Origin of the sequence: Micromonospora inyonensis, from assembly GCF_900091415.1 — a bacterium.
Lineage (GTDB): Bacteria > Actinomycetota > Actinomycetes > Mycobacteriales > Micromonosporaceae > Micromonospora > Micromonospora inyonensis.
The window spans coordinates 3,140,943-3,158,526 of sequence record NZ_FMHU01000002.1 but is presented as its reverse complement, the minus strand read 5'-3'; the positions used below and the strand labels follow the sequence as shown (position 1 = coordinate 3,158,526).

13 protein-coding genes and 3 pseudogenes are annotated in these 17,584 nt (G+C 69.8%); 9 read left to right on the top strand and 7 right to left on the bottom strand.

Going from position 1 to position 17,584, the window contains the following annotated elements:
• Positions 1 to 2: 2 nt before the first annotated feature.
• The 5 genes from GA0074694_RS28320 to GA0074694_RS28300 all read left to right on the top strand — a co-directional run bounded on the left by GA0074694_RS28320 (position 3) and on the right by GA0074694_RS28300 (position 6,674).
• Positions 3 to 1,400, top strand: a complete 1,398-nt coding sequence (locus tag GA0074694_RS28320; protein ID WP_091462978.1) for a methylaspartate mutase — start codon at positions 3 to 5, stop codon at positions 1,398 to 1,400.
• Positions 1,378 to 2,718, top strand: coding sequence for a preATP grasp domain-containing protein (locus GA0074694_RS28315; RefSeq protein WP_091462977.1), 1,341 nt, complete (start codon positions 1,378 to 1,380; stop codon positions 2,716 to 2,718). The genes GA0074694_RS28320 and GA0074694_RS28315 overlap by 23 nt, the downstream gene beginning before the upstream one ends.
• Before the next feature lie 9 nt (positions 2,719 to 2,727).
• Positions 2,728 to 3,756 (top strand): hypothetical protein, encoded by a 1,029-nt coding sequence (locus GA0074694_RS28310; protein WP_091462976.1) that lies wholly within the window; start codon positions 2,728 to 2,730, stop codon positions 3,754 to 3,756.
• Between the two features lie 339 nt (positions 3,757 to 4,095).
• Positions 4,096 to 5,382 carry a hypothetical protein gene (locus tag GA0074694_RS28305; protein WP_091462975.1) on the top strand — a complete coding sequence of 429 codons (1,287 nt, stop codon included), beginning with the start codon at positions 4,096 to 4,098 and terminating at the stop codon, positions 5,380 to 5,382.
• A gap of 44 nt (positions 5,383 to 5,426) precedes the next feature.
• Positions 5,427 to 6,674: a hypothetical protein gene (locus tag GA0074694_RS28300; protein WP_091462974.1), complete on the top strand. Its 1,248-nt coding sequence runs from the start codon at positions 5,427 to 5,429 to the stop codon at positions 6,672 to 6,674.
• Positions 6,675 to 6,683: 9 nt separating this feature from the next.
• Here GA0074694_RS28300 and GA0074694_RS28295 read toward each other — a convergent pair whose 3' ends face one another.
• Positions 6,684 to 7,784, bottom strand: a complete 1,101-nt coding sequence (locus tag GA0074694_RS28295; protein ID WP_141713936.1) for an IS630 family transposase — start codon at positions 7,782 to 7,784, stop codon at positions 6,684 to 6,686.
• Positions 7,785 to 7,856: 72 nt separating this feature from the next.
• On the opposite strand from GA0074694_RS28295, the pseudogene GA0074694_RS28290 reads away from it, so the two are divergent.
• Positions 7,857 to 8,573: pseudogene (locus tag GA0074694_RS28290) on the top strand (IS630 family transposase); the annotation flags it as partial.
• A gap of 78 nt (positions 8,574 to 8,651) precedes the next feature.
• Here the strand turns inward: GA0074694_RS28290 and GA0074694_RS33450 are convergent.
• The 3 genes and pseudogenes from GA0074694_RS33450 to GA0074694_RS32050 form a co-directional block, all read right to left on the bottom strand.
• Positions 8,652 to 8,906, bottom strand: a pseudogene (locus GA0074694_RS33450) (SAM-dependent methyltransferase); the annotation flags it as partial.
• A 389-nt stretch (positions 8,907 to 9,295) separates the two neighbouring features.
• On the bottom strand, positions 9,296 to 9,910 hold the full coding sequence (locus GA0074694_RS28280) for a dihydrofolate reductase family protein (protein WP_091462973.1): 615 nt from the start codon (positions 9,908 to 9,910) through the stop codon (positions 9,296 to 9,298).
• 71 nt (positions 9,911 to 9,981) lie between these two features.
• Positions 9,982 to 10,122 (bottom strand): hypothetical protein, encoded by a 141-nt coding sequence (locus GA0074694_RS32050; RefSeq protein ID WP_176737958.1) that lies wholly within the window; start codon positions 10,120 to 10,122, stop codon positions 9,982 to 9,984.
• A gap of 110 nt (positions 10,123 to 10,232) precedes the next feature.
• On the opposite strand from GA0074694_RS32050, the gene GA0074694_RS28275 reads away from it, so the two are divergent.
• The 3 genes from GA0074694_RS28275 to glgB all read left to right on the top strand — a co-directional run bounded on the left by GA0074694_RS28275 (position 10,233) and on the right by glgB (position 15,284).
• Positions 10,233 to 11,003: an acyltransferase domain-containing protein gene (locus tag GA0074694_RS28275; RefSeq protein ID WP_342670961.1), complete on the top strand. Its 771-nt coding sequence runs from the start codon at positions 10,233 to 10,235 to the stop codon at positions 11,001 to 11,003.
• A 97-nt stretch (positions 11,004 to 11,100) separates the two neighbouring features.
• Complete coding sequence (locus GA0074694_RS28270; RefSeq protein WP_091462972.1) at positions 11,101 to 13,194, top strand: alpha-1,4-glucan--maltose-1-phosphate maltosyltransferase; 2,094 nt, start codon at positions 11,101 to 11,103, stop codon at positions 13,192 to 13,194.
• Positions 13,182 to 15,284 carry a 1,4-alpha-glucan branching protein GlgB gene (gene glgB, locus GA0074694_RS28265; RefSeq protein ID WP_091462971.1) on the top strand — a complete coding sequence of 701 codons (2,103 nt, stop codon included), beginning with the start codon at positions 13,182 to 13,184 and terminating at the stop codon, positions 15,282 to 15,284. The genes GA0074694_RS28270 and glgB overlap by 13 nt, the downstream gene beginning before the upstream one ends.
• 56 nt (positions 15,285 to 15,340) lie before the next feature.
• Here glgB and GA0074694_RS33445 read toward each other — a convergent pair whose 3' ends face one another.
• The 3 genes and pseudogenes from GA0074694_RS33445 to GA0074694_RS28250 all read right to left on the bottom strand — a co-directional run bounded on the left by GA0074694_RS33445 (position 15,341) and on the right by GA0074694_RS28250 (position 17,582).
• Complete coding sequence (locus GA0074694_RS33445; protein ID WP_281190384.1) at positions 15,341 to 15,472, bottom strand: DUF397 domain-containing protein; 132 nt, start codon at positions 15,470 to 15,472, stop codon at positions 15,341 to 15,343.
• A gap of 9 nt (positions 15,473 to 15,481) precedes the next feature.
• A pseudogene (locus GA0074694_RS33440) lies at positions 15,482 to 16,894 on the bottom strand (glycoside hydrolase family 10-like protein); the annotation flags it as partial.
• A 271-nt stretch (positions 16,895 to 17,165) separates the two neighbouring features.
• Positions 17,166 to 17,582, bottom strand: coding sequence for a VOC family protein (locus tag GA0074694_RS28250; RefSeq protein WP_091464217.1), 417 nt, complete (start codon positions 17,580 to 17,582; stop codon positions 17,166 to 17,168).
• Positions 17,583 to 17,584: the final 2 nt, after the last annotated feature.

Sequence of the window (17,584 nt, the reverse complement as noted above, 5' to 3'; positions counted from 1 at the left end):
CCGTGGACCCGTTCCCCCCGCTCGCCGAATCGATCGCCTACGCGAGGTCGTTGGGCAAGCCGACGGTGGCCGATCTCCTGTCCGACGCCGCCCGAGATGGTCGGACCCTGGTCCAGCCTCGGTCCGGCGTGGGTGACCATGACGCCATGCTGGACCTGCTGTTGGGCTTGGAGCACCGGGCGCAACCCGACGTCGCCACCATCACCATCGACTCCTACACCCGCCTGCTCCAGCTCGACACCGCTCGCCGGGCGCTGAGGGGGGACGCCGGAACGCTCAACGGCTACCCCCTCGTCTCTCACGGATGGCGACGCGGGCGCGAGCTCAACGAGCTGGTGCGAGCCCCGTTGCAGGTACGACACGGCTCACCGGACGCCCGCCTGCTGTTCCGCACCACCCTGGCATCCGGTATCACCTCTTTCGAAGGCGGCGGGATATCGTACAACGTCCCTTACGTCAAGAACATCCCGATCGCCAGTTCGGTGCGAGCCTGGCAGGAGGTCGATCGCGTCGCTGGCGAGGCCACCGCGGCCGGGCTGGTTGTCGACCGCGAGCTGTTCGGAACGCTGACCGCGGTGCTCATGCCGCCGTCGATCTGCCTGGCCGTGACTCTGATCGAAGCGGTGCTGGCAGCCGCCGAGGGCGTCCGCTGCATCTCGATCGCCTACCCGCAAGGTGGTCACCCCTGGCAGGACCTGGCAGCGCTACGGGCCATCCCCCGGCTCGCAGCCCGATATCTCACGCCGTACTCCGGCGTCCGCGTCCACACCGTGTTGCACCAGTTCATGGGCATCTTCCCCACCGACTGGTCGCGGGCGATCGACCTCATCACCTACGGCGCCCTCCTGGCCGGCCTCGGGAACGTCGACAAGGTCGTCACCAAATCCCCCGCCGAGGCCAGGGGCATCCCCACCCTGGCGGAGAACGCCGAGGGGATTTTCGCCACCCGGGCTGCCCTTGAGCAGCCCCTGGACCGCCTGGTGATCGATGAGGACGCGGTGGCCGACGAGTTGGAAGCCATCGAACGGGAGGTCGGCGAGCTGGTCGAGCCGATCCTTGACCAGCGCGACCTTGTCGTTGCCGTCGCCGACGCCTTCGCCGACGGCCGCATCGACGTCCCCTTCTCGGCCAGCCGCTTCGCCCAGTCGCTGGTGACGCCCTGTCGGGATCAGGAGGGCGCCATCCGGTTCGCCGACGTCGGCAGGCTCCCGTTCAGCCAGGCCACCCGGCGCCGCAACGACGACCTCGTCCGCGTCCGCCTGCGCGAGCGGGCCGACTCGCTGGACGGGCTCATGCGGGACCTCTACTTCTTCTCCGATGAACGGCCGAGCCCACCCTGGAAGTGGTTCGGCCGCCGAGGCGAAAGGAGCGCAGCACATGCCCAGGTTGCTGCTCGGTGATCTGTACCCGCACGACTTCGGCGGGGACGTGGCCCCGATCTCCGACACCATGGCTCGAAGCGCAGCCGCCGGCTCACAGGCGATCGTGTGGTACGCCGAGTCGGGCGACGTCATCGTCCTCCCCCAGGCACCGGACCCCGAGTTCTTGGCCTACCGCACCACCCTGTTGGGAGTCGACCGGGAGAGCCTCCGGATCGTCGTTCCTCCCATCGCCGAAGCAAGCCCCTACTTCCTGACCCGGGATCGGCTGACCAGCGCGGCTGGACTGGCCGAGTTACGCGACGCGTTGGCCGGCCGGACCGTCGACCGCATCGTGGCTCTCATGCCCGACGCTGCCATCGCCGCCCTGGCTACCGAGCTGGGGTGCCCCGAGGCCCTCCCCGGCCACCAGTTCTTCAGCCAGGGCGGTGCCCTCCTGGCCAACGGCAAGGCCTGCTTCCGGGCGGTCGCGGCCGGCGTCGGCGCGCCGCTGCCCCCCGGTGGCGTGGCCCGCGGCAGAGCAGACGCCAGGGCACTCGTCATGGAACTGCTGGAGCAGGGCCATCCTGTCATCCTCAAGCGCGACTTCGGTGGCGGCGGCATGGGCAGCGAGGTCGTGGCCCTCGAGGCGATCCCCCACCCGGTCGGTGCCCAGCGGGCCGTACATCTGCCGAGCACCGACCACCTCGACGACTACCTCGACGAGCGTTGGGACTGGCTCACCAACGGCGACCGGTTTCCCGTCGTCGTGGAACGCTACTACCACCGGGCACGGGCGATCTTCGCCGAATTCGAGATCACCGACGAAGCGGCCACCTTCGAGGAGCACGGCGAGATCATCCACGCCCCGATTGCCTTCGCCGAGTTCATTCCCGCACCCGATCTGCCGCCCGATGCCCTGGACCGCCTGGTCACCATCGGCCAAGCGCTGGCGGAGGGGATGCGGATGATGGGCTACCGCGGCGTGGTGAGCGCCGACGCGATCCTGCTGGATGACGGCGAAGTCCTGCTCACCGAATGGAACGGGCGGATGACGGCGTCCACGACCATCTACCGCAACCTCGGTCGGCGCCTGATCGGCCCGGACTTCAGTCGATGCCGGGCGTTGGGCGAGTTCGTCGGGTGGCGAGTGCCGTCGTTTCCGGCCGCGGTCGCCCGCCTCGACGAAGCCGGCCTGCACTACGACCCGGCCACCCGCACCGGCGTGGTCATCGTGAAGGGGTTCAACCCCGAGGACAGCACCGTCCGCTACTGCGTCATCGCAGAGAACACCGAAGCCGCGACCCAGATGAGCAGCAGGGTTGAAGGCCTCTTCGGCCCAAAGGACCAGGTCCGATAGGGAGGAAGCATGACGTCAAGCAACATCGAGCAGGCGCGTCGCATCCGAACCAAGAACTTCGGCAACGCGCTGCGCCTCCACTCCGTGATTTACCCGATCGACTTCTGCACATCTGGTTGCACCTACTGCGGGCTGAGCACGCTCCTGGCCAAGGAAGGTGCCCATGGCGTGCGGGGGGCGATGCGGCCCGCCACATTCGACTGGCTCATCCGCGAGCTGGCCGACGCCGGCTACCAGATCCACGAACTGGTCTTCGGCACGGTGGCCGAGGACCAGGACCTACTCACCAAGCGGATCGTTCGTTGGGTGGAACGCGCCCGGGCCGCCCACCCGGAGAGCTATCTCATCGTCAACTGCGACACGCTGCACCAGGACGGCTACCACCGCCTCAAGGACGCCGGCGCCGACGCCATCTGGACATTCATGGAGGTCATGTCGCCCGACATCTACTCCCAGAAGCACCGCTCCGGATTGAAGGCGGATCAGGCGCAGCGCCTGCAAGCACCGCAGCGGATCCGGAATGCCGGCTTGGCCGTCGGCAACGCCCTGCTGTGGGGGCTGGTGCCTGACTGGAAGGCGGAGCTCGAACAGTTCGTGGCGTGGTCGAAGGAGGTCGGCGGCTTCGACTTCGTGGCCACCCCGGTCCAGCAGACGATCACCCTCCCGCAGGGAACCTCGGCGCCCGAGGGGTTCGACATCGATCCGCCACTGACCATCTCACTGGACCTGTATCTCGAGATCTGCGCCCACCTGCGGCTGGCCTTCCCCGATGCCCACCTGGTGGCCAACACCCGGCTGGACCCGGACTTCGTCTACGGCAAGGTCTCGGAGATCACCGACATGTGCAACGGTTACGTCTGGACCGGTGCTCGATCGCATCCGGCTGAGCAGCTCGTGTCGATCGGTCACATCAAATCGGACACCACCCAGATGAACTTCCACAACCCGGGTGCCGATGCCACCGCGATCCAGCAGATCTGCCCGCCGGGGGTGACCGTGGACCTCAGCTTCGACGGCCGTCGCACGGCCATTGGCTAGTGCTCAAGCCGTAGACCGTAATCCTGTCTCAGCCGGCGCTGGTATTGACGCGGTACGGACCGATGTGAAACCGTCCTTCGCCTCCTGCTCGCCCTCCCTCCAGAACAATTCCGGGGAGGGCGGGCAGGGCGCAGTCTGGCATAATCGTCGAACCGATCGATGGAAAAGCCTCCGACCAGACCGATCGACGACGTCACCGTCGCTTCGAGGAAGCAAAAACCGAGGCACGTTCGCCCTTACCCACCAGTCAGAGGATGATCTGCGTTGCCACACCGCGACCTCGACCCGACGTCGCCTGTCCCCAATCCGCTCATCGTGAATGGAGCGGGGGGGAGACCGTTGAACAGCCGCACCACCGCTCGGCGACGCCGAACCGAGCTCAAGAACGCGCCCGAAGGCACCGGCGACGCGCCTCGGCGCGGACGGCTCTGGCGGTTCTTCGCCGTCGCCCTGACGATGCCGACCCTCGGCTCCGCGCTCGGGCTCGACGGCGGCGCCATCTTCCAGATCGCCGCCGTCGAGGACCTCGGCCTCGATCCCAGGACCATCGGTCTGGCCTTCGCCATGGGCATGCTCTCCGTGCCCATCCAGGTGCTCGCGGCTCGCCTGCCGTTGTGGCGAGCCGGCCGCAACCTCCAGCTCTTCCTCCTCGTCGCCGCCGTCGAATGCGCGGTCCTGGCGGTGCTCGTGGGTCTGGACGTGGTCGGCGGAGGTTTCGCCCTCATCGCCCTCGCCGTCACGGTCACGGCGGAGGTCAACCTGTCGGTGCTCTACGCCCCCTCGTGGCAGCCACTGCTGAACTACGGCCTCACCAGCCAGGAACGCCAGCGGGTGAACTCCTGGGGCAGGGCCGCCGGTGGCCTGATCGTGGCCGGTGCGGTCCTGCTGTACGGCTCGGGCGGCCCCGTGCTGCGTACGGCGATGTTCGCGGTCATCGGCGCCGTCGCCCTGCTGCTGGCCGTCGCCGCCCGCGGCATCCCGGCCCCGGACCGACCGGTGGAGCGCGACCTCGACGCGTCCGTTCTCGGGAACCGGCCCAAGCTCTCACCCACCATGCGGCGGATCTACCTGATCCTCGCCGTCGCCGGGCTGGCCACCGCCTGGCCGCTCTTCCTCGTCTACGCCGACAAGGTCCTGTGGCCCGGCGCCAACCTCGGGATGCTCGGCGCGGTGCAGCTCGGTGGAGCACTTCTGGCCGCCGCCTCCTGGCGGTCCAGCCACACGGACCTCGGCCGCTACGCCTGGCAGGCCGGCCTGGTGCTGCTGACGGCCACCGTCGCCCTCGCCGTCGTGCGGGCACCGGTCGACGGGACCACCGAGCAGGTGATCACCGTCGCGGCCCTGGCCGTGGCGTCGGCAGCCAACCTCACGATCCTTCTGGCCATGCTCGAACGGGCCCACCGGGACGTCGACGAGACCACCTCGGTCCGGGCCATGACGTTGCTCGACGTCGTTGCATCGACGTCGATTCAGGTCGGGCTCTTCGTCGGCGGGCTGCTCGTGTCGTTCAGCATCGATCGGGCCGATTGGCCGCTCGACCCCTACCGGATCTGGCTGGTGGCGGGCACGGCTGCCGTCGCCATGGGCCTGGTGTCGCCCGCCCTCCGCAGGACACCGACGGATTAGCCGAGTCCCCGAGCCAGATTGTCGACCGTCAGACAGGAGTCATCATGAGAACGGCCACCGGCGAGAGGCTGAACCAGCGCGAGCGACACTGCCTCTGGTCACCCGACGAGCTGGTCGAGGTGTACGAGGACGCGCTCGGTGACCCTGAAATCTGGGACGACGTCCTCGATGCCGCCCGCCGCGCTCGCCGCGACGGCTTCGGCAACACGGTCGGGCGGGCCAGCTCGGTGGCATCGGTCGGCCCGGACGACCGGCTCGACGCGCCCGCGGGCCAGCCCACCGCCTACTTCGAGGTGCTCGACGATGTAGACACCGCTCGCCAGGTGGCTTTGCTGGCCCAGCTGCGGCAGGAACTGGGAGAGAGCGCGATCCTCGCCGCCGTCCCGGCGCAGTACGACCTGGAAGCGCTGCGCTCCCTGCGTCGGGCCGGCGCCGACGCGTGCGTCTGCAAAGACCACAATGGACAGACCGCGCCAGCCGCGCTGAAGGCGCTGCTCGACGCCCAGAACGCGGCGTTCGCGGCCGGATTCACCCGTCTCGGCCTGACCGCCACCATCGGCGCCAACGCTGCGCGCCAACTGGCTTCCGTGTTACTTCAGAGCAACCACCTCATGGAGGAGTTGGGCCTGCATCCGCACACTATCGCCGTGCGCCGTGACCCGGGCGAGCCCCAGGCCGGGGTGGCCAACGGATCGCGGGATCCATTCCTCCTCCAGATCGCCCTGCTCCGGCTGGCACACCCGTATTCGAACATCATGGTCCCGGCCCACGGCGAAGCGGAACTGCTCCTGCGGCAGCTGGACGTCGGCGCCAACCTGGTCGCCGGCGGGGTTCCTTCGGCCGCAACTGCCGAAGGCTACCGGGTAGTCGCCACCGTCGACATCGAACCTGAGCTGCGGGAGCTGTCCTACCGGCGGCTTCCCAGCATGGACCATGCCGGCGGCCTCATCAGCGAGTTCAGGACCAAACCCACCGAGACCTACATGCTGGTTCGGCGGCCCGCAAGCCCGAAAGCCCTGGGAAACAACCTTCACCGAGGACTGTACCGATCGAAGGACCCCGAGACCGTCATCCTGGTCGAGGGCTCGCTGGCGATCACCTCGCGGCACCCCGACCGACCGGAGCCGACGGTGGTGGTGATCACCTCCACCCCGCAGGCGCCACACAAGCTGACCGTTCCCCGGAACGTGTATCACGAGGTGGTCGCCGAGGCCGACAGCCTGCTGATTGAGTTCAGCTCAGTCGCCGAGGACACCACCGACTCGTTTCCCTGGCCGCTGTCGTCCACCTAGTGTTGCGTCTCAGTTTTGGCTAGCCGTTTGTTGGAGGGCGACGCGTCCACGCCGGACCTTGGCCAGGATCGATTCGGCGGTCGCGGTCCATACGAACGGCTTCGGGTCGTCGTTGTGCACCCGCAGGTACTCCTCGATCGCTCTGACGAGGTCATCCACGCTGCGGAACACGCCACGGCGGATCATCTTGTCGGTCAGTTCGGCGAACCAACGCTCGACCATGTTCAGCCAGGACGAGCTGGTTGGGGTGAAGTGCAGGTGGAAGCGCGGATGCTTGGCCAGCCAGGCCTTGACGTTCGGGTGGGTGTGGGTGCCGTAGTTGTCGACGATCATGTGGATCTGCAGCTTGCGGGGAACCGACGTGTCGATAGTGCGCAGGAAGCGCAGGAACTCGTCATGGCGGTGCCGGGCGAAGCACTTGCCGATGACCTTGCCGGTCAGCACGTCCAGTGCCGCGAACAGTGTCGTGGTGCCATGCCGTTTGTAGTCATGGGTCATCGTGCCGGCCCGACCGGGCTTGAGTGGCAGGCTCGGCTGGGTACGGTCCAACGCCTGGATCTGCGATTTCTCGTCCATGCACAAGACCACGGCCTTGTCCGGCGGGTTCAGGTACAGGCCCACGACGTCGACGAGTTTCTCCTCGAACCGCTTGTCGTTCGACAGCTTGAACGTCTCCACCAGGTGCGGCTTGAGCCCCCGCGCGTCCCATACCCGCTGCACAGTAGCCTTCGACACGCCGACCCTGGCCGCCATCGACCGGCACGACCAATGCGTGGCCCCCTCGGGCCGCGAATGCAGCGTCAGTTCCACGATCTGGTCGATCACCGCCTGCGGGATCGACGGCTTGCGGCCCCGACCCGCCGCTACCTTGCCCAGGTCGGTGAGCCCACGCTCGGCGAACTCCGCCCGCCACGCCCTCACCGTCATCCGGGTCACCCCCGTCAGCACGGCGATGTCGGTGTTGGACACCCCGGCGGCCGCGTGCAGCAGCACCTGCGCCCGCTGGACCAGACGGTGCTCCGCGGTCCGCGACCTAGCCAGAGACTCCAGCAGCTCACGCTGGCCCGGATCAAGCGCCAATGGCGCAGCGGCACGACTCACGACCAGCATCGTACCAACTGGCTATCCATTTCAGAGACAGAACACTAGTGTGCCGAGTCGTTAATTCGTTGGTAGATGGGTATGGGTGATGGCCGTGGTCCGAAGCTGGCGCCGCTGGAGTTGACCGCCGAGGAGCGGGAGGCGCTACGAGGGCTGGCTCGGCGGCCGAAGACGGCGCAGGCGTTGGCGGTGCGGGCGCGGATCGTCCTCGCCTGCGCGGAAGGCCTGTCCAACAGCGAGGTGTCTCGCCGGCTTGGGGTGTCGCTGCCGACGGTCGGCAAGTGGCGTAAGCGGTTCGTGGCCGATCGGGTGGACGGGCTGCGCGACGAGCCGCGACCGGGCGCGCCACGGAAGATCGGCGACGCCCAGGTCGAGGCCGTGATCACGAAGACGCTCGAAGAGCTGCCGCCCGATCAGGACAGTCATTGGTCGACGCGGTCGATGGCCACGGCGGTGGGGCTGAACCAGACCGCGGTCTCGCGGATCTGGCGGGCGTTCGGCCTCAAACCGCACCAGGTCCAGAGTTGGAAGCTGTCGACCGACCCGCTGTTCATCGACAAGGTCCGCGACATCGTCGGGCTGTACCTGGACCCGCCGGAGGCCGCCATGGTCCTCGCCGTGGACGAGAAATCGCAGATCCAGGCCCTGGACCGGACCGCGCCCATGCTGCCGATGATGCCCGGCGTCCCCGGCCGGGTGACCCACGACTACGTCCGCCACGGCACCACCAGCCTGTTCGCCGCCCTCGACGTGGCCACCGGCAAGGTCATCGGCCAAACCTCCTCTGGGGCACGTGCTCGCGGTGCTCAACGGCAAGGGGGGCCAGGGCAAGACGTCGGTGGCCGCCAACCTGGGAGGGCTGCTGGCGTTGGCGGCGACGTAGACCACGCGTGCGTCCGGTGCCTCAGCTTGGGCGATCTCGTGGACGTTGCCCTGTGTGGGCAGGCCGCTGCCGATGTCGAGGAACTGGCGGATGCCCGCGTCGCGGGCCAGGAACCGGACGGCACGTTGGATGAACCGACGGTTCTCGCGTGCCATGAGAATCACCTCGGGAGCCGCTGCGAGCACCTTGTTCGCGGCTCGACGATCGGCTGCGAAGTTGTCCTTGCCGCCCAGGTAGTAGTCGTACATGCCCGCAGCAGTGGGGACGGAGGGATCGATGCCGGCCGCCTGGCCCGCGCTGTCCGTGGTCACTGTTCCCGAATCCTTCCGCAAGAGCGTCCACACGGTTCGCCGAGATCCAACGTGAACCGGCAGCTCCGCAGGAGGTCGCGTCCACATGCGTCACCGCGGAGCACGGTCGCCCTGAGCCCTCCCGGCTGCATAGCTGCGCGTCGGTACCGCCTGGCCCGCGAGCACGAAACCATGATCGCGACCTCGGATTATTCACGCCAGTGCCGACTCAGGCAACGGCTGCCCGGTCGTGCTCTCGAGCCGCCGCAGCCGGCACGCCCTGCTGCTGGGTCACGTTCCGCCGCACCCGGCACTGGGCGACCCGCCCCGCCCGGCCGCGCAGGCGGCTATTTCCCTGCGGGGACCTGGTCCTTGATCTCGTCGTAGCCGACCCCGGCAGGTGCGGCGGTGGGCGAGTAGATCACGCGGATCGCACCGGTCGGGAACACCTCCGTCGCCATCACCTTCAGGTGGTACGGCACGTCGCCGTCGTCGAAGAGCCTGCGCCCCTTACGCGCCGCCACCGGATGCACCAGCAGGCGTAACTCGTCGACCAGCCCGGCGGCGAGCAGCTGCTGCACCACGGAGATCGACCCGGGGATGAGGATGCCCTTGATGTCGGGATCGGCCTTGAGCGAGGTGACGACGTCGAGGAGATCACCCTGGATCACCTCGGAGTTGCGCCAGGAGAACTCCAACTGCTGCCGGGTGACGACGATCTTGCGTACGTCACCGAGCTGCTTGGCGAACCCCGCGTCGTCCCCGCCTGCGGCCTCGCGGTCGGGCCAGGCTCCGGCGAAGCTGTCGTAGGTCCCGTGGCCGATGAGCAGCACGTCGGCGGTGTCGTAGTCCTCGCCGACGGCGCGGCCCATGTTGTCGTCGAAGTACGGGAAGTGCCAGTCAGGATCGATCTCGGCCACCCCGTCGGCCGAGATGAAGAGCGTGGAGACGACCTTTGCCATTGCGGTGGTCCTTCCGGGTCAACTGGTGCCGTGCGGCAGACCGCCAGATCCTGACGTACCCCACCGACAGTTCACGCCGGGCCAGCAGCGGAGAGGCTCGACGCGCTGGTGGCGAGGTACGGCCGCGACCGGCCGGTAGGGTCGTCCGCGTGGATCTGGACGACCTCGCCGCCCGGCTCGGGGTGCCCGTCGAGGACGTCGACCGGGTGCACCGGCTCGCCGGCGACCGGCCGTCGGCTCCGCTGCCCGCCAGGGCCGACGCGCCTGCGATCCTCGACCGGCTCGCGGTGCGGCCGGACGACGCCGCCGAGATCATGGCGGGCTGGCCCGACCCGGACGCCCCCTGTGGACTCCGGAACTGCGCTGGCTGCTCGACCGCTCGACCGCCCTGGTCCGCGCCGATCTCGGGGGCCACGGCTGGCTGTCGCCCGGTCCGGCGCTGCCGCGCGAACGGGGCCCCGCCTGGCGGCACCTCTACGTGTACGCGTACCTGGCCCTGGTCGACGTCGTCCGGCAGTACCACCGCGACCGAGGCATCGTCGATGCCGTGTCGTGGGGGACCCTCGCGGACCTGGGTCGCAATCTCGCGATCGACCGGCGGATGCACCGCGAGGGCTGGCCGGTCATGCAGAGCTGGCTGACGCTGCACGCGCGCGGCGGCATCTACGAGCTGGGCCGGTTGCAGTACCAGCGCGGCGACACCACCCTCGGCCTGCACGTTCCCGACTCCGGGCCGATGACCCCGGAGGCGGTCACGGCGTCGCTCGACGAGGCCCGCGCGTTCTTCCCGCACCACTTCCCCGACGAGCACTACAGGACGTTCTCCTGCGGCTCGTGGCTGCTCGCTCCCCAGCTGCTGGAGTACCTGCCCGAGGACTCCAACATCGTCCGGTTCCAGCGGAGGTTCGAGCTGGAGCCCTACGAGGAGCCGGAGGGGCTGGACGCCGACGTCGAGGTGCTGCGGTACGTGTTCCGGACCCTGACCACGCCGCTCGACCAGCTGTCGTGCCGCACCGTGCTCCAGCGCGCGGTCGTCGACCACCTGAAGGCCGGCCGTCACTGGCACTGGCGCCGCGGTCGCTTCCCGATCTAGCCACCCCCGGGTTACGCGGCCTGGTCAACCGGGTGACGGGGAGGGGAAGGGCACGCTCGGCCGCGCGCGAAGGGATCTCGGGCAGTAGGTTGACGGGGTGACTGGACGGTTCCCGATCGAAGACATCACCCCCTCGGTGGCGTGCGGTCGCTACCCGGCCAAGGCGGTCGTCGGCGAACTGGTGCCGGTGTCCGCCCGCGCCTACCGGGAGGGGCACGACGCGCTCGGCTGCACGGTGCGCTGGCAGGGCCCGGACGGGCGGGAGCGGCCCGCGGTGCGGATGCGTCCCGGCGAGCCGGGGCAGGACCGCTGGCACGCCACCATCCGCCCGGACGCGGTCGGCCGCTGGACGTTCACCGTCGAGGCGTTCGCCGACCCGTACCTGACCTGGCAGAACGCGGTGACGAAGAAGATCGCCGCCGGGCAGGGGGCGGCCGATCTAGCCAACGACCTGGCCGACGGGGCGACGGTGCTGGACGCCGCCGCGACGACCGTGCCGAGGCCCGAGCGGAAGCGCGTCGTCGCCGCCGCGCGGGCGCTGCGGGACGAGAACCTGCCGGTGCCGCGCCGGGTGGCCCCGGCCCTGGAGCTGGCCGAGCTGCTCTGGGCGCATCCGGTCCGCGAGCTGGTCACCCCCGCCGACGAGTACGCCCTCTGGGTGGACCGTCCCCGGGCGCTCTTCTCCGCCTGGTACGAGTTCTTCCCCCGCTCCGAGGGGGCGATCCCGGCCACGGTCGACGCTCCGGCCCGCTCGGGCACCTTCGCCACCGCGATGGAGCGCCTGCCGGGGGTCGCCGCGATGGGCTTCGACGTGCTCTACCTGCCGCCGATCCACCCGATCGGCCGGGTCAACCGCAAGGGACGCAACAACACCCTCGTCGCCGGCCCGGACGACGTCGGCTCGCCGTGGGCGATCGGCGCGGCCGAGGGCGGCCACGACGCCCTCCACCCGGACCTGGGTACGCCGGAGGACTTCCGCGACTTCATCGCCGCCGCCGCCGAGGTGGGGCTGGAGGTGGCGATGGACCTGGCGTTGCAGTGCGCGCCGGACCACCCGTGGGTCACCGAGCACCCGGAGTGGTTCACCACCCGCGCCGACGGCACCATCGCGTACGCGGAGAACCCGCCGAAGAAGTACCAGGACATCTACCCGCTGAACTTCGACAACGACCCGGAGGGGATCCGCGCCGAGATCCTGCGGGTGGTGCTGCACTGGGTCGGCGAGGGCGTGAAGATCTTCCGGGTCGACAACCCGCACACCAAGCCGGTCGACTTCTGGTACTGGCTGATCGGCGAGGTGAAGAAGGTCGACCCGGACGTGCTCTTCCTCGCCGAGGCGTTCACCCGGCCGGCGATGATGCACGGCCTCGGCAAGATCGGCTTCACCCAGTCGTACACGTACTTCACCTGGCGGACCACGCCCGCCGAGATGCGGGAGTACTGCGAGGAGCTGGTCGCCTCGGTGGAATGGATGCGGCCGAACTTCTGGCCCAACACGCCGGACATCCTGCACGAGACGTTGCAGCACGGCGGGCCGCCGATGTTCAAGATCCGGGCGGTGCTGGCCAGCCTGCTCTCCCCCTCCTGGGGGATGTACGCCGGCTACGAACTCTTCGAACACGAGGCCCGCCCCGGCGCGGAGGAGTACCTCGACAACGAAAAGTTCGAGCTGCGGCCCCGGGACTGGGCCGGCGCGCAGGCCCAGGGTCGCTCGCTCGCGCCGTTCATCGCCACGCTCAACCGGGTACGCCGGGACAACCCGGCCCTGCACCGGCTTCGCAACCTGGTCTTCCACGAGATCGACAACCCGATGCTGCTCTGCTGGTCGAAGCGGGACGCCGGCACCGGCAACACCGTGCTGGTGGTCTGCTCGTTCGACGCGCAGAGCGTGCAGTGGGGCAACACCACCCTGGACATGCCCGCGCTCGGCTTCGACTGGCACGAGCGGTTCACCGTCCACGACGAGCTGACCGGGGCGACGTACGACTGGGGGCAGCGCAACGCGGTACGGCTCGACCCGTACCTGCAACCCGCGCACGTGTTCACGGTGCGGCGTCCCGCGCCCGCCGAGCCCACGCCGGTCGCCCCCGCCGCCCCCACCGAACTGACCGTCGAGGCGGTCCCGGACGATCTTTCCGGCGGCACCGCACCGGTCGCCCCCGCTGACAAGGATGTGGAATGGACCAGTTGATCGCCGGTTTGGCCCACGACCCGCACGCCGTGCTGGGCGCGCACCCCGCCGACGGGCGCACCACCATCCGTACCCTGCGGCGGGGTGCGACCGGGGTGACCCTGCTGGCCGACGGCGGCCGGCACGACATGCGCCGGGTGCACGACGCGGGCGTCTTCGAGGCCGTCGTGCCGGGCACCGTGACCGACTACCGGGTCGAGGTCGACGGGACGGTGCACGACGACCCGTACCGGCACCTGCCCACCCTGGGTGAGCTGGACCTGCACCTGATCGGTGAGGGCCGGCACGAGCGGCTCTGGGAGGCGCTCGGCGCGCGGGTCACCGACGCCGGGGTGGCGTTCGCGGTCTGGGCGCCGAGCGCCAAGGGGGTCCGGCTGGTCGGCGAGTTCACCGGCTGGGGCCCGGACGACGGCTGGCCGATGCGCTCCCTCGGGTCGAGCGGCGTGTGGGAGCTGTTCGTGCCCGGGGCAGGCGTCGGGCAGCGGTACAAGTACCGCGTCCTCGGCGCGGACGGGCAGTGGCGGGACAAGGCCGACCCGATGGCCGCGTACGCCGAGGTGCCGCCGGCCACCGCCTCGGTGGTGCACCGCTCGTCGTACGAGTGGTCCGACGCGGCGTGGCTGGAGCGGCGGGCGAAGCGGCAGCCGCACCAGGAGCCGATGAGCGTGTACGAGGTGCACCTGGGTTCGTGGCGGCCCGGCCTCGGCTACCGGGAGCTGGCCGAGCAGTTGACCGCGTACGTCACCGACCTGGGCTTCACGCACGTCGAGTTCCTGCCGGTGATGGAACATCCGTTCGGCGGTTCCTGGGGCTATCAGGTCACCGGCTACTACGCCCCGACGTCCCGGTTCGGCGACCCGGACGAGTTCCGCCACCTGGTGGACACCCTGCACGCCGCCGGCATCGGCGTCCTCCTGGACTGGGTGCCGGCCCACTTCCCCAAGGACGAGTGGGCCCTCGCCCGCTTCGACGGCACCCCGCTCTACGAACACCCCGACCCGCGTCGCGGCGAGCACCCCGACTGGGGCACGTACGTCTTCGACTTCGGCCGCCGCGAGGTACGCAACTTCCTGGTCGCCAACGCGCTCTACTGGCTCGACGAGTTCCACGTCGACGGGCTACGGGTCGACGCCGTCGCGTCCATGCTCTACCTGGACTACTCGCGCGGCGAGGGGCAGTGGGTGCCCAACCAGTACGGCGGCCGGGAGAACCTCGAGGCGATCGCCTTCATGCAGGAGGTCAACGCCACTGTCTACAAGCACCACGCCGGGGTGGTGATGATCGCCGAGGAGTCCACCGCGTGGCCCGGCGTGACCCGGCCCACCAGCGACAACGGGCTCGGCTACGGGTTCAAGTGGAACATGGGCTGGATGCACGACACCCTGCTCTACACCTCGAAGGATCCGGTCTACCGGCAGCACCACCACCATCAGCTCACCTTCTCCCTGGCGTACGCCTTCACCGAGAACTACGTGCTGCCGATCAGCCACGACGAGGTGGTGCACGGCAAGGGGTCGCTGGTCGGCAAGATGCCCGGCGACACCTGGCAGAAGCTGGCCACCGTACGGGCGCTGCTGGCGTACATGTGGGCGCACCCGGGCAAGCAGCTCCTCTTCATGGGCTGTGAGCTGGGTGACGAGCGGGAGTGGAGCGAGGAACGCGGCCTCGACTGGTACCTGCTGCACGACCCGGCCCGGGCCGGCGTGCAACGGCTGGTCAAGGACCTGAACGCGGTCTACCGGGCCACCCCGGCGCTCTGGGCGCAGGACACCGACCCGGCCGGGTTCCGCTGGATCGCCGGGGACGACGTCGCCAACAACACCGTGTCGTTCGTCCGGATCGCCCCGGACGGCTCGACCCTGGTCTGCGTGGTGAACTTCTCCGCCCGCCCGCTGCACGACTACCGGATCGGCCTACCGGCCGGCGGCACCTGGACGGAGGTCGTCAACACCGACGCGCACCACTACGGCGGGTCCGGCGTGGGCAACCAAGGCGAGGTGCAGGCGGAGTCCGTGCCCTGGCACGGTCTGCCCGCGTCGACACCCCTCCAGGTCCCTCCGCTCGGCGTCCTCTGGCTCCGCCCGGCCTGATCATGCTGGGGACGTGCCCCCAGAGGGGCCGTTTCCGCCCATGATGTGTGGCGAAATCAGAGGCGGGACGGGGTGGGGGTGACGAAGGCAGCCCAGGCGGCGGGCCCGAAGGTCAGCACCGGACCGGAGCGGTCCCTGCTGTCCCGGGCCGCCATGGCCGGGCAGGTGCCGCTGCCGTCACCGGACACCGTCCGGGCCGCGCTCGGCGCGCTCTCGTGGTGCAGCCGGTGCAACGCGGTGACCAGGTAGCGGTAGGTGCTGCCGGCCGCCGCCGTGGCGTCGGTGAAGGTGCCGGTGGCCCCGGAGGCGCGGACGGTGGCCAGCAGGTGCCGGCCGTCGGCCAGGGCGCAGGCGTCCACCGGTCCGTCGCCGGGGAGCCGGTAGACCGCGTACCCGGTGGTCGTGCCGGTGGTCGGGCGCTGCCAGGTCAGGGTCACCCCGCCGCTGACCCGCGTCGCGGCGGTGAGGGTGGGCGCGCCGGGCGCGGACCCGCCCCGGGCGAGCGGTACGGGCAGCAGGGCCGGACGGCTGTAGTGGTCGGCGACCACCCGGGCCACCGCGCCGATCCGGTTGGCGCGGACGTCCTTGGCGCTGAAGTGGATGTCCCCGACCACCTGCGGGTGGCTGCGGTTGAGCGTGAGGTGGCTGGTCAGTTCGTCGACGTCCTGCCAGGCCGCGTCCTGGCCGGACGCGCCGGCCCGGTAGGTGGCCTGCCCGACGACGAGTTGCACGTTCGTCCCGGTGGTCACCTGCGACCACCAGCGCACCAGTTCGGCGTAGTCGGCGACGGGGTGCCCGATGTGCCAGTAGATCTGCGGGGCGATGTAGTCGATCCAGTTCTGCTTCACCCAGCGCCGGGTGTCGGCGTAGATCGCGTCGTAGGACTGGAGCCCGTTGGTACGCGAGCCGAGCGGGTCGGTGCCGGCGTTGCGCCAGATGGCGAACGGGCTGATCCCGAAGGTGACCCAGGACTTCGCGGCGTGGATCTTCTGCCCCATCTCCTGCACCAGCAGGTTCACGTTGTTGCGCCGCCAGTCGTCGATGGTGGCGAACCCGGCGCCGTACTGGGCGAAGGTGTCCTGGTCGGGGAAGCTCACCCCGCTGACCGGGTACGGGTAGAATTAGTCGTCCCAGTGCACGCCGTCGATGTCGTAGCGGCGCACCGCGTCCATCATGGCGTCCTGCACGAAGGCCCGGACGGCCGGGATGCCCGGGTTGTAGTAGAGCTGGCCGCCGTAGCTCTCCACCCAGCTCGGGTTGCGCCGGGCCGGATGGCTGGTCGCGAGCCGGGTCAGGTCGGTGTGGTTGGCGACCCGGTACGGGTTGAACCAGGCGTGGAACTCCAGGTTGCGGGCGTGCGCCTCGGCGACCATGAAGGCCAGCGGGTCGTAGCCCGGGTTCGTGCCCTGGGTGCCGGTGAGCCAGTGCGACCACGGCTCGTAGGACGACGGCCAGAAGGCGTCGGCGGTGGGCCGGACCTGCACGACGACCGCGTTCATCCGGTTGCGGCTGGCCAGGTCGAGCCAGGAGCGGTACTCGGTCTGCTGCTCGGCGACGGTGAGCCCGGTGCGGCTGGGCCAGTCCACGTTGGCGACGCTGGCGATCCACATGGCCCGGAGCTGCCGCTTCGGGGTGGCCGGGTCGACCGGGCAGGCCGCCTGCACGGCCACCGGGACCGCCGCGGTCGGCCCGGACGGCGGCGGGGACGCCGACGCGACCAGACCCGCGCCGAGGAGCAGCGCCGTCACCAGCGCGGCACGGACGAGGGTCGGGATGCGCGGCTCCACCATGAAGGAGATCTTCATCGATCTCTCGCCCCGGCGCAAGGATCCTTCATGGCCGGCTCCGGTCCCGCCCGCTACCGGTACCGGGGCCCGGCGATCACCGCCCGCGCGGCTGGCTGAAGCGCAGCATGTTGCCGGAGGGGTCGCGGAAGGCGCAGTCGCGGACGCCGTACGGCTGGTCGATCGGTTCCTGCAACACCTCGCCACCGGCGGCACTGATGCGCTCGAAGGTGGCGTCGCAGTCGTCGGTGTGGAAGATGACCCCGCGCAGCAGGCCCTTCGCCAGCAGTTCCGCCATGGTCTTCTTGTCGGCGGGCGAGGCGTTCGGGTTCGCCAGGGGCGGTTCGAGAACGATGTTCACGTCGGGCTGCGACGGCGCGCCGACGGTGATCCAGCGCATCCCCTCGAATCCGACGTCGTTGCGTACCTCCAGGCCGAGGACGTCCCGGTAGAAGGCGAGCGCCCGGTCGTGGTCGTCGACGGCGATGAAGCAGTCGGAAAGCGTGATGTCCATGC

Bases quoted from the DNA above. Each gene is read 5' to 3' on its own strand.
- GA0074694_RS28315 (WP_091462977.1), top strand. From the start codon at position 1,378: ATGCCCAGGTTGCTGCTCGGTGATCTGTACCCGCACGACTTCGGCGGG.
- GA0074694_RS28310 (WP_091462976.1), top strand. From the start codon at position 2,728: ATGACGTCAAGCAACATCGAGCAGGCGCGTCGCATCCGAACCAAGAAC.
- GA0074694_RS28300 (WP_091462974.1), top strand. From the start codon at position 5,427: ATGAGAACGGCCACCGGCGAGAGGCTGAACCAGCGCGAGCGACACTGC.
- GA0074694_RS28295 (WP_141713936.1), bottom strand. From the start codon at position 7,784: ATGCTGGTCGTGAGTCGTGCCGCTGCGCCATTGGCGCTTGATCCGGGC.
- GA0074694_RS28280 (WP_091462973.1), bottom strand. From the start codon at position 9,910: ATGGCAAAGGTCGTCTCCACGCTCTTCATCTCGGCCGACGGGGTGGCC.
- glgB (WP_091462971.1), top strand. From the start codon at position 13,182: ATGGACCAGTTGATCGCCGGTTTGGCCCACGACCCGCACGCCGTGCTG.
- GA0074694_RS28250 (WP_091464217.1), bottom strand. From the start codon at position 17,582: ATGGACATCACGCTTTCCGACTGCTTCATCGCCGTCGACGACCACGAC.